Origin of the sequence: Streptomyces sp. sk2.1 (assembly GCF_008120935.1) — a bacterium.
GTDB lineage: Bacteria > Actinomycetota > Actinomycetes > Streptomycetales > Streptomycetaceae > Streptomyces.
On the sequence record NZ_RDBO01000086.1, the window covers coordinates 18790 to 29868 of the forward strand.

Consider the following 11079-nt stretch of genomic DNA (forward strand, 5'->3'; position numbering starts at 1 on the left):
ACCCGGGTACGCAGCTCCCAGCGCGGAAGCCCCATGGGTCGCTCACCGGGGCTCCGCCGCCGCGTGCCTTGTGCGGACCGGCGCGGGCCGGGCGAGGCCCGGAAGGTCGGGGGCTGCGGTGGGCGAGCAGGGGGTGGCGGTGAGCGGCCGTCTCGTGGTCTCCTTCCCGTCGCGGCCCCCGCCGGTCGCCCCGCGTACAGTGAGGCCATGCCCAACCCCGTCCGTGAGCCGCGCCCGACCCGCGGCGCCGCCCGTCGCGAAGCCCTGCTCGATGCCACCGTGCGCCTGCTCGCCCGCGAGGGCGCCCGCGCCGTGACGCACCGGGCAGTCGCCGAGGAGGCGGGCACCACCCATGGGTCGGCCCGGTACTACTTCGGCACCCGCGACCGGCTCCTCGACGAGGCCCTGCGCCGGCTGGCCGCGCGTCAGATCGTCGAGGTACAGAACCGCCTGTCCCCCACGCCCGATGCCCCGCCGCACGCCCACGCCGCCCGCCTGGCGCACTACCTGGCCGGCGCCGTCGACGACGACCGGGACGCGTGCATCGCCCGCTACGAACTGTTCCTGGAGGTCGCCCGGCGCCCTCACCTGCGCCCCGCCCTCGACGCGTGGGGCGACGCGCAGCGCCGGGCGTTCGCGGTCGAGCTGGCCGCCGCGGGGGCCGACGACCCCGAAGGCGACGCCGCGCACCTGCTGACCCTGCTCAACGGGCTCATCCTGGAGCAACTGGCCGCTCCAGAGCCCGACTTCGAGCACACCCGGCTGCGCCCGGCGATCGAGCGCTACCTGGCCGGACCGGGATCCGGCGGCGCGATGTAGCGGGCGCCGGGAAACGCGTGCGCCGGTGGCGTGTACGCGCCCCGCTCCACCAGCCGCCGGATGTTTGCGCGGTATATCTCGTCCGCCTCGGCGTGCCGGACCGGTTCGTCCGTCAGCCACAGGTTGGCCGGATGGATCGGTTCGTCGTACATACGCCGGAACACCTCGGTGCGCAGGTCCTTGAGCCAGTTGCTGTTGAGATTCATCGTCCGGAACTGCCGCAACGCCTCGATGTCGATGATCCCGGACACGAAGGAGTTGTACCCGGAGGCGGTGTGCCCGAGCACCGCCCCGTGGAAGTCGACGACGTGCGCATTGCCGCCCGCGATGTCGTACGGGTGGCGGGAGTCGGGCGTCGGATAGACCGGTCCGGCGTTCGGACAGACCATGTACAGACCGTTGAAGTGGGCGTGCGCCCGGTTTTGCAGTAGCCAGGTGCCTCCGGGGTCGGGGCCGGCCTGGGTCATTGGCACCGCCTCGCTGGGGCGGTACACCACCTCGGCGCCCTGGAGGGCCAACGCCCTTACTGCTTCCGGGTATTCGCCGTCACTACAGCAGATCGTGCCGAGGTTGCCGATGTCGTCGGTGCGCAGCACCGGGTAGAACGCATCGATTCCGTCGCCGAAGAGTTCCACCCACCGGTCGTACACGTCGTGCGGCGTGCAGGAGCGTTCGCGGCACCATATGTGGTTCTTTGCCGCGCGGTGCACGATCTCGCCCGCCGGGGAGATGACGAACAGCGTGTTGAAGAACCGGTCGGGCAGGATCTCCGGCCAGCGCGCCTTGCACTGCGCGACGATGTAGGTGTCGTAGTGCCGGGCCAGCGCGGCCAGTCGCTCGGTCTCCGGACCGGGGATGTCGATGAACAGGTCTCGGGCCGCGGTGACGTGCGGGATGTCGAGAATCTCGTCCGCGAATCCGGTCAACGCGCCCTCGGCCAGCGCGATCAGCTTGACCGGCATGTTGATGCCGACGACGGACACCGCGGCATGCACGGCCTCCTCGATGATGTCGAGGTTGTGCGCGATCTGGGCGCGCGAGGTGATGCTGCGGACCACCGTCGACAGACCGACGGTCAGGTACGGCGCGACCGGCTCGCTCATGATCCGCACCAGTCCATCGCGGCCAACGCGTATGCGCGCGCGGCGCAGACGATCTCGTCCACCGCGCAGCGCTCGTCGTACGCGTGCGCCATCGCGAGTTCGCCCGGCCCGAGGCCGACCGCGGGGACCCCGGCGGCACACAGCCACGTGGAGTCGGCCGCGGAGGGAAACGCCGCCACCGGCGGGCGGCCCGCCAATGGCGTGTCGACGGCGGCGAGTTCACGGGCATCGGTGACCGCGGCGCAGAGCGGATGAGTCGCGTCGACCCGCGAACCCGGATACCGCAACGGCCATTCCACCACCGGCGGATGCGCGCGCAGCCAGGGGTCGGTGGCGGCGACGTGCGCGATGTGGTCCTCGATCTCCTTGCGCACGACCGCCTGGTCCTCCCCCGGCGGGTGGAACACCGCGTACACCATGCTCATCGAGTCGGGGATGAACGCCCCACTGCGCGAGTGGCGCGCGCCGCCGTCCACGACGCCGGGCGCGAGGGTGAAGTGTCCCGGTTCGAAGAGCGGATCGAACTTGGTCACCGCCCAGTCGCTCTCCAGCCGGCGCAGCGCCTGGTAGATCACGAAACCGCGGTCGATCGCGCTGGCCGCGACCGCTTCGGTCGTGCCGGGTCGGCACAACATCCGCCCCCGCATCGACGAGTGGGAGCTCTTGCCCGTCACCTCGATCCGCATCACCAGCAGGCCGGGGGTCGCGGCCATGACGGACAACGGCCAAGCCCCGCCGGTTGGTTCGGAGACGATGGCCCCGTCTGCGGTGTAGCCGCGGTCGAGCACCGCGGAGGTGCCGAGGTGGTTCTCCAGGTTCTCCTCGCCGACGACCGCCTGGAGGATCAGGTCACCGCGCAGGCGCACCCCGGCCTCATGCAGCGCGCGGGCCGCGAACGCCTGCGCGACCAGGCCGCTCTTCATGTCGACGGTGCCGCGACCGCGGATCCAGCCGTCCTCGACGACACCGTCGAACGGGTCGCCCGAGCGCCAGCCGGACGTGTCCCCGGGCGGGACCACATCGACGTGTCCGTTGAAGATCAGCGAACGCCCGCCCCCGGTACCGTGGATCACACCCACCGCGTTGTCGCGGCCGGGTTCAACGGCGAAGACGTCGGTCTCGGCGCCTGCTTCGGCGTAGACCCCGGCCAGCAGGCGCGAGACCTCCCCCTCGGCGCCGACCAGGTCGGCGTAGACCTCACCGGGGTAGGTCGGGGTGATGCTGGGGATCCGGACCGCGGCGGTGAGGGTGTCCAGCATCTCGCCGCGCAGCAGGTCGAGCCGGGTGAGCACCCGTTGGCGCGTGCTCGTTTCCGGGACCCCGGGCACGCCCCTGTCGTGGTTCAGGCTCTCGTCCATGGTCACGCCCCCATCGACGTCGGCTCGTCGCCGACGGTCCGCAGATCACCGGTGTCGTACACGGTTCGCCCACCGAGCAGCGTGCGCAGCACCGTCGTGCCCGCGAGATCGTCCAGGTCGCAGCGCAGCGGATCGCGGTCGACGATCGCGATGTCGGCGTGGTGGCCGGGGACCAGCGCGCCGATGTCCGACCAGCCGAGCACCTCGGCCGCGCCGGTGGTCCACATCGCGAACGCCTCGGTGCGGGTGAGTACTTGGTCCGGCCCGTCGTTGCGGTGGTCGCTGCCCGCGAACTCATGCGTCTGGGCGAGCTTGATCTGTTCCCAGGGGTTCTTCGGCCCCCAGTCGGTACCCCCGGCGAGGTCGAGGCCGGCGTCCAGCAGCCGCCTGAGTGGCGTCAGGTCACGCCACACGTGGGTACCGATCCGCTCGCCGTACATCGTGCCCTTGCCCCACGCGAAGCCGACCGACGTGGTGACCTGGAAGCCGAGAGCACGGTAGCGCCGCACCTGGGCCGGGGTGATGGTCATGGCGTGCTGAAGGATCCAGCGCCGGTCCCGGAAGTCGTGCTCGCGCACTACGCGTTCGGCGATCTCCAGGAACTCGTCGTGCTCGCGGTAGGCCCCCAGACACACGTTCGCGCGGATTCCGTGCTCGGCGCAGTAGCGGACGAACGCCTCCTCCTTGTCGAGGGTGATGAAGCGGGTACCGTGCGCCGGCCGGCCGAAGGGGTTCGTGTACGGCTCGTGGGTCGCGAAGTGGCCGGAGAAGCACGGGCCGCCGGGGCTGAGGGTGAGGCCGTTGAACCGCAGCAGGTCGTCGTCGAGGTCGACGCAGTGGGCGCCGAGGCGGTGCAGACGCTCGGTGAACGCATCGAGGCTCAGCGGATCGAACGGATAGAAGATGGCCGATTCCATGTCCCAGGTCGCCAGTACCCGGGCCGTGAGCGCGTCTGCGGACCGCAGTCGACGGTAGACGTCGATGTGCTCGGGCTCCATTGCGTGCGCCTCGTAGAGCGCGGTCACGCCCTTGGCCGTGAAGCGGGCCATCTCGTCGATCGTGCCCTGAACCGCGTCGGCGGGGTCCGAACCGGGCAGCTTCATCAGGATCTGGCCCCAGAACGGGTCGTACGTGTAGTAGTTGGTGACCGGGCCGCGCAGGATACCGGTCGGGTCGCCGTGCTCGTCCTTGTCGATCTCGACGTCGCAGACCCGGTCCGGCAGGAAGCCGACCAGCCCCACGGCGCGCAGTCCGGCGCTGTTGAACGCCACCACGGCGGGCATCTTGGGCGCCCACGCCTGGATCAGCACCGGGTGGTCGGCGGTGGCCCGGTCCAGCGTGTGGCGGTCGGGCAGTCGTCGCTCCGCGAGATCCCGTTCGGAACGGCGGATGAAGTAGTGCGGCTCGCCGACCGGGGTGCACATGATCCAGCCGCCGGCCGGCGTGGTGGCAGCCCTGGCCCGGATCCGCTCGACGATGTCGGCGTGGTCGACGGCGTCGGTCAGGTCGACCAGGCCGCCCGCGAGCCCCCCGAAGTGCAGCACGTGGGGGTGAGTGTCGATCAGGCCGGGCACCACCCAGGCGCCCTCCGCGTCGATCCGGTGCGCGGCCGGACCCGCGAAGCCGAGCATGTCGTCGTCCGGCCCCGCAGCGAGTACCCGGCCGTGCTCCAGCACGACGGCCTCGGCTTCGGGGACGGCCGGGTTCAGGGTGTGTACGCGTCCGCCGGTGATGATCGTCCTGGTCGTTGGCCTTGTGGCCGGCTCGGCCTTGCTACCAGTCATTGCCTCGGGCATTCCCTTCCTCCACTGCGACCGGTATTCCCGATCGCCGAGGCGAAGCTATGCCCGTCCCTCGCCCCCGAGCATCATTCCAATGTATGAGATCGCGCCTGTTTCGCTTTCCCGGGTTCCTGCTAGAATCGCGCAAATCCGCTTCGAGGTTGTGGCGACAACGATGCGACTTCTCCCTGAAAATGAAGGCCTCTGGAGCTTCAAGACCGAGGCAATGATGTTCCTGGCGAACATGGTGAACTGCTCCGGAATCGTCTTCTACTCCGTCGACGCGCGACTGAACGCCGTCGATCACGCGTTCCACCGGATTCGGCCTGCCGAGAACCGGAGCTACACCGCGCACTACCACCGCCTCGACCCGTTCCACCCGCGGCGCTTCGTCGGCCCCCGCCGACCCCTGGTGACCATGCGCGACCTGCCGGAGCGATACGAGCGCGGCGAGTACTATCGGCGCTTCATGGCCCCGCTCGGGTTCCGCCACGAGACAGAGCTCTACCTTTACAGCGGCGCACGGATCGTGGGCGGCCTGTCTCTGCTGCGGACTGCGGAGCTGGGCGAGTTCACCCCATCCGACCTGGGCTTTCTCGACAAGGCCCACGCATTCCTGGAGCACACGTTCCAGGCCGGCCGCTGCCCCGTCGAGACCGGGCCGCCGGTTGCCGCGTGGGGGCTCACCCCTCGCGAGCGCGATGTGGTCCGCCTGGTCTGCGAGGGCGCCGCGAACGCCGAGATCGGTGCCGCGCTGTTCATCAGCGTGGCCACCGTCAAGACGCACGTGCAGCACGTCTTCGAGAAAGCGGGAGTCCGTTCCCGGACACAGCTGATCGCGCGACTGCGGGACGACGGGTAGCGTTCACTCACGCGCCGCACGGGTCGGCGGGCGGAAGAGATTGCTTCCCGTGCCCGCCGAACGAGTACATCGGGGCGTATCGGCGTGGAATCCCCGAATGTTCGAGCGGGCGACATTGCGCATTATCGAGGCCGGACGGCGACACGAAGCATGCACGAAATGCGCGCCGCCCTGGAAATGCGCGCATTCAAATCCGCGATGCCGCAGACCAAATCTTGGCAAGCCAATATCATGATCCACGCATGTCGACGAATGACGCACGATAAAAAAAGCGCACGCGACAGACATACGACCGATGGATTTTCCGGTCCCCATGCCTGCACCGAACGGTGGCCGGCCGGTGGGCACCACGACCGGGTCGCCCCGACCCACAGGTACTGCCCGGTACTCCCGCCCCGTGCCGGTTTCACCTCCTCGCCTGCCCTCCCTCTCGGGGCGGGTCGGCCGCATCGTCCCCGACGGCACGGTCCGGCCCGATGGTGGCGAGCGTATCGCCGTTCCCTGATTTTCTCCAGTCGGAGAAATTTGAGCACATGCGTAGGCAGCGGCCCGGACCTCCGGCTCCCGCATCCGGTTCTCCACCTGCCACAGCGAGTACGACCCGCAGCGGACCACGCCGACCGAGCGCCGACTGGCCAAGGCGGCCGAGCTGAAGGCCCTGCACCCGGATGAATCAGGCCGGCGTTGTCACATCGACGGCGGATGGCTGGTCGGTGGAGCTTCGAGGCGTGCCGGGGTGTGGTTCCGGTGCCCGTTCAGGCCGCGGCCGGTCGGCAGATGTTCTCGGTGTCGTGGTCCCAGACGGTGAAGCGGATGGTCGTCTCGAGGTGATGCCCGGCGGTGGTGCGGAGGTGCCGCCGGGGACGGAAGTGTGGGTGAGATGCCGCCGAACGCGGACAGGAACCGTTGGGCGGCGCCGGCGCTGAGGAAGCCCTTCATGGCCCGTTCCCGCTGTCTCGTGGGCTGGTGAGAGTTCTCGGCCCGGTTGTTCAGTCCTTTGTGAGGGTGGTGTTCCGCCGAGGGCATCAGCTTCCGGTGAGCGGCTCCGCGGGAGCGGAGTCTGTCGGTGACCGGCACCCTCGGTACCCGGCGCTGCTTCTGCATCGGCTTGGCCATGAACCGCTTCGCGGCTTTAGTGTCCCGCCTGGGCTGCACCAGGACGTCGAGGACGTTGCCGTCCTGGTCGACCGCCCGCCACAGGTACCGCCGCACCCCGTTGATCTCGATGAGGACCTCGTCGAGATGCCATGTGTCACCGGGCCGCGGTCGGCGGCGGCGCAGCCCGTCGGCGTAGGCCTGGCCGGACTTCGCACACCACCGGCGGACGGTCCCGCAGGAGACGGTCACGCCGCGTCGGAGCATCAGTTCCTCCCCCTCGCGGTAACCGAGCGGGAACCGGAAGTACAGCCACACGCAGTGGGAGACGACTTCGACCGGGTGGCGGTGCCCCTTGTACGACGGCGTCGGGTTCACCACGACGATCCCCCTCCAGCATGATCAACCCGAAGATCCAACCATGTCATCCGCCAACGTGACAGCGCCGTTCGACGAGTTCGGGCCGCTGGGCATCAGGCCACCGCGGGCTCGTGCTGGGCGAGGCGGGGCAAGCCCGACCGCCTGCCGACGACCTGCCACCGCGCCCACGGCCTGACCTGCTTCCACGGCTGCCGCGCCCGGGTCACACCACAGTGCTGGACGGCGCGGATGAGGTCGGTGGTTTTCTGGGTGATGTGGCTACCGCGGCCGTGCGCACGCACCTACGCTCGGTGCCGTGCTCTCTGTTGCCTTGGCGCCGTGGCAGGGCCTTCCGCTGCTCCTGCGGAACGCCGAAGTCCCTCATGACGCGGCCAGCACCATGAAGGTCGCCGTGCTCGCCGCGCTGTACCGCAGCGAGGTGGACCTGGACCTGCCCGTGCAGGTGGTCAACCGCTTCCGGTCGGTCGCCGGCGGCACGTACGCCAACGATCCTGCGGCCGACAGCGATCCGCTGCCCTGGCAGCGGATCGGCGACCGGGTGTCGCTGCGCTGGCTGGCCGAGCGGATGGTGCGGCACTCGTCGAACCTCGCCACCAACTTGTGCCTGCGGGAGGTCGGCCACGCCGCCGTGGCCGAGGTGTGGCGGCGGGCCGGCGCCACCAGCAGCGCCAGCCCCCGCGGCATCGAGGACTACGCGGGCCGCGATGCCGGTGTCCACAACCGGGTGACCGCCCTCGACCTGTTGCGGCTGCTGACATCTCTGGAGCCGCAAGTGCTCGCCCTGCTGGAGCACAACGCCCACCGGGTCGACCTGGCCGCGGGGCTGCCGGCAGGCACCAGGCTGACCAGCAAGAACGGCTGGTTCCCCGGCCTGCGGCACTGCGCCGCCGTGGTCCATCCCGACGACGCCGCCCCGTACGCCCTTGCCGTCTGCTATACCGGCCCGCTCGGCTCCGGCGACAACGTCCACGACCCCGCCGCCCGGCTGCTCGCCCGCGTCTCCGCCGGCGTGTGGCAGCGGCGGCACGTCCTCGGCGCCGGCGAGAATTCCGCCGGTCGTGGCACTGTCATGCGTGGCGTCGCGCCTCCGGAACCCCGGCGGTCAGGGCGTCCACACCGGGACCGTTGAGCAGGTTGATGCGGACGTACCCCTCGTAGCCGTCGAGCTCGAAGAAGGGCGCGTCGAGCGCCAGGAACCGCTCGCGGGGCGCTGATGGGCGGGCGAAGAGGAAGAACCCCGCCTCGACCGGCATCTGCTCGGCCAGTGCCCCGCGGTCGGTGAGCAGCCGGTGGCGGTCCCGTACATGCCGGATCAGCGCCGCGTTGCCCTCGCCGAGCATGACGTCGGCCGCGCGGTGGGCGAAGAGCCGCTCGGAGACCGCGACATCGCCGTGCAGATTGAGGTGCAGGTCGGCGAGGTCGTCGCGCAGTTCCTCGCCGACCAGCAGATGGGCGCAGCGGTAGCCGTGGATCGACAGGTGCTTGGTCGGGCACACCATCCGCAGCGTCCGCTCCACCGGCAGCCGCGCGCTCGCCTCACCCCACCGCCCGTCCCACGGCATGTACTGGAAAGTGCCGTCGACGAAGACCCAGGAGCCCGTCTCCCGCTGCCACGCCGCGATCTCCTCCAGCACCCTGTCTGGTACCCGTCGGCCCGCGTACCAGACGGGGTCGGTGAGCAGCAGCACTGTGGGCTCGCGCGGAAGGTCCAGGTCGAAGCCGGGCTCGAAGGCGTGGCGGCGGGCGACGCGGACGGGCTCGATGCCCATCTCACGGAAGAGGTAGGCGGCTTTGTAGTAGATGGGCGGGATGTAGTGCACGCGTTTATGGCCGGTGAGGGAGAGCCAGGTCGCGACGGTGCCGAGGATACTGCTCGAACCCCCGGCGGGGATCACGTTGCGCTCGGTGTACGCCGCCCCGTCGTGTCGCCGGTGCATTCCGGCGATCTTCGCCCGCAGCAACTCGTCCTCGTCCAGCCCGGCATAGCGGCTGACGTCGGCCAGGCGGTACGGGGCGGTGTGGGCGAGCTCCCCCAGATATGTCTCGACCAGCGGATGCCCTCCGTTGTAGTCCGAGACGAAGACCCGCTCCCCCGGGCGCTGCCGCTCCTTCTCCATCCACTCGTGCCGCGCCAGCATGTCGAACAGAGATGCGGTCATGCGTCTCCTGTCGGTCGGTCGCGAGGTGCTGCGGGCTCAGTATCGAAGCGGTGGGCGGAATGAGGCAATGCGACTGTTTCGGCCAGCGGCTGGTTGCCTTCAGGCCACATGCTGCCGTTTCTGGTAACGGCCTCGTCCAGGTTGGGTGAGGTGATCAGAACCGCTTCGGCCATACCCGCCGCTCAAGGCGACCTCGGGATCGGGAGTGTTCCATGACCGGCGGATCCGATGATCAAGGAGACGCCAGATGAGCGGCACCATCATCGAGCAGGTGCCGGCCGGTGAGCCGGCGGCGGTGGCCGTGCCGACGAGTGATGAGCAGTTGGTCGCGATGCTTGTGGACCGGGCCCGCAGCGAGGGTCTGCGGCTGGCCGGGGAGGGGGCTGCCGCGGCGACTGACCAAGCGGGTCCTGGAGTCCGCGCTGGAGGGCGAGACCACCGATTGCCTCGGCCACGAGAAGCATGACGCCGGGGGCTGGGGCAGCGACAACGCGCGCAGGTGACAAGTAACCCGAGATGTCGGTGACAACCGTCGCGCTCCGTGCAAGGGGTTTACCCAGCCCAGCTGAAGCCCCCAGTGACAACTAACAAGTTGGTGCGTGATGGCGGGTGGGGCATCGTGCCAGGCAGGTGGCATGATCCGAGTGTGGCGATCATGGTCAATCGGGCGGTGCTGGCGCATCGGCTGTTCACCGGGCTCTCTCGACAGCATCTCTCCTGCCTGGTCGAGGAGTTGGCAGCGCCGTGGCAGGCCCGAATCGAGGGCCGACGCCATGCTGCACGAGGAGGAGTCCGGAAGCGGGCCGCGGGTGCCGGCGCCCGCCACCAGCTGGTGTTCGTCGACCGGCTGGTGGCCACGCTGATCCATCTGCGGCACGACCTGCCGCATTCGGTGCTGGGCCTGCTGTTCGGCGTCGACCGCTCCACCATCACCCGTGCGATCGCAGAGATGCGTACGCTCCTGGCCGAGCGGGGGTGCGCGGTCCCCGACCGTCCCGGCCTGCGTCTTCGAACGCTGACGGACGTGTTCGCCTACGCCCGGGCCGAAGGTGTCGAGCTGCGGCTGGACGCCACCGGGATCCAGGTCCGCAGGCCGCCGGCCAACCGCGGCGGTCGCCGTGCGTTCGTCCCGGGCAAGAAGAAGCAGAACACGATGAAGACCACCGTGATCGCCGACTGGCGGGACCGCACGTCATGGACCGATGCCCTGCGACCTGGACTTAGAAGTCATCTCAATTGGCTGGGTAAGCTGCTGGTCATGGTGGGGATCGTTGAGCGGCTGGTGCCGGACGAGTTGTGGGAGTTGTTCCAGCGGGTGGTGCCGGAGGCGCCGTCGCGGCCGCAGGGTGGCGGTCGGCGCCGTCACGGTGATCGGGAGGTCCTGGCTGCGATCGTGTTCGTGGCCACGTCGGGCTGCACGTGGCAGCAGTTGCCCACGGCGTCGTTCGGCCCGTCCGGGGCGACGGCCCACCGCAGATTCACCGAGTGGACGAAGGCCCGGGTGTGGGCCGGGCTGCACCG

At 69.8% G+C, this 11079-nt stretch carries 8 protein-coding genes and 2 pseudogenes; 5 read left to right on the forward strand and 5 right to left on the reverse strand.

Annotation, left to right across the window (positions count from 1 at the left end; genetic code table 11):
- Positions 1-207: 207 nt before the first annotated feature.
- Positions 208-819 (forward strand): TetR family transcriptional regulator, encoded by a 612-nt coding sequence (locus EAO76_RS38975; RefSeq protein WP_187438970.1) that lies wholly within the window; start codon positions 208-210, stop codon positions 817-819.
- Here EAO76_RS38975 and EAO76_RS38980 read toward each other — a convergent pair.
- The 3 genes from EAO76_RS38980 to EAO76_RS38990 are packed head-to-tail and all read right to left on the reverse strand — an operon-like array spanning position 783 to position 5064.
- A complete protein-coding gene (locus EAO76_RS38980) occupies positions 783-1922 on the reverse strand; it encodes a nitrilase-related carbon-nitrogen hydrolase (protein ID WP_148840987.1) in 1140 nt (379 codons plus the stop codon). The two genes, EAO76_RS38975 and EAO76_RS38980, sit on opposite strands and share 37 nt — an antisense overlap.
- Entirely contained in the window at positions 1919-3280 is a 1362-nt protein-coding gene (locus EAO76_RS38985; RefSeq protein ID WP_148840988.1) for an ArgE/DapE family deacylase, read from the reverse strand. Before EAO76_RS38985 ends, EAO76_RS38980 begins: the two co-directional genes overlap by 4 nt.
- 2 nt (positions 3281-3282) lie before the next feature.
- On the reverse strand, positions 3283-5064 hold the full coding sequence (locus tag EAO76_RS38990; RefSeq protein ID WP_187438971.1) for an amidohydrolase family protein: 1782 nt from the start codon (positions 5062-5064) through the stop codon (positions 3283-3285).
- Positions 5065-5155: 91 nt separating this feature from the next.
- Here EAO76_RS38990 and EAO76_RS38995 point away from each other — a divergent pair, with 91 nt between their 5' ends.
- Positions 5156-5923: a helix-turn-helix transcriptional regulator gene (locus EAO76_RS38995; protein ID WP_148840990.1), complete on the forward strand. Its 768-nt coding sequence runs from the start codon at positions 5156-5158 to the stop codon at positions 5921-5923.
- 755 nt (positions 5924-6678) lie between these two features.
- Here the strand turns inward: EAO76_RS38995 and EAO76_RS39000 are convergent.
- Positions 6679-7399: pseudogene (locus EAO76_RS39000) on the reverse strand (IS6 family transposase).
- A 295-nt stretch (positions 7400-7694) separates the two neighbouring features.
- Between EAO76_RS39000 and EAO76_RS39010 the strand changes: the two are divergent.
- The gene (locus EAO76_RS39010) at positions 7695-8528 is read left to right on the forward strand and encodes a serine hydrolase (protein ID WP_148840991.1); all 834 of its coding nucleotides are present in this window, start codon (positions 7695-7697) and stop codon (positions 8526-8528) included.
- Here the strand turns inward: EAO76_RS39010 and EAO76_RS39015 are convergent.
- Complete coding sequence (locus tag EAO76_RS39015) at positions 8467-9558, reverse strand: aminotransferase class I/II-fold pyridoxal phosphate-dependent enzyme (protein WP_148840992.1); 1092 nt, start codon at positions 9556-9558, stop codon at positions 8467-8469. The two genes, EAO76_RS39010 and EAO76_RS39015, sit on opposite strands and share 62 nt — an antisense overlap.
- A gap of 655 nt (positions 9559-10213) precedes the next feature.
- Between EAO76_RS39015 and EAO76_RS47840 the strand changes: the two are divergent.
- Together EAO76_RS47840 and EAO76_RS47845 are read left to right on the forward strand one after the other, a co-directional pair.
- A pseudogene (locus EAO76_RS47840) lies at positions 10214-10477 on the forward strand (transposase family protein); the annotation flags it as partial.
- 339 nt (positions 10478-10816) lie between these two features.
- Positions 10817-11079: transposase (locus EAO76_RS47845; protein WP_222872242.1), on the forward strand; the 263-nt coding region annotated here is incomplete at its 3' end.

Excerpts from the sequence above, each read along its gene's own strand:
- EAO76_RS38975 (WP_187438970.1), top strand. The coding sequence starts at position 208 with ATGCCCAACCCCGTCCGTGAGCCGCGCCCGACCCGCGGCGCCGCCCGT.
- EAO76_RS38980 (WP_148840987.1), bottom strand. The coding sequence starts at position 1,922 with ATGAGCGAGCCGGTCGCGCCGTACCTGACCGTCGGTCTGTCGACGGTG.
- EAO76_RS38985 (WP_148840988.1), bottom strand. The coding sequence starts at position 3,280 with ATGGACGAGAGCCTGAACCACGACAGGGGCGTGCCCGGGGTCCCGGAA.
- EAO76_RS38990 (WP_187438971.1), bottom strand. The coding sequence starts at position 5,064 with ATGACTGGTAGCAAGGCCGAGCCGGCCACAAGGCCAACGACCAGGACG.
- EAO76_RS38995 (WP_148840990.1), top strand. The coding sequence starts at position 5,156 with ATGTATGAGATCGCGCCTGTTTCGCTTTCCCGGGTTCCTGCTAGAATC.
- EAO76_RS39015 (WP_148840992.1), bottom strand. The coding sequence starts at position 9,558 with ATGACCGCATCTCTGTTCGACATGCTGGCGCGGCACGAGTGGATGGAG.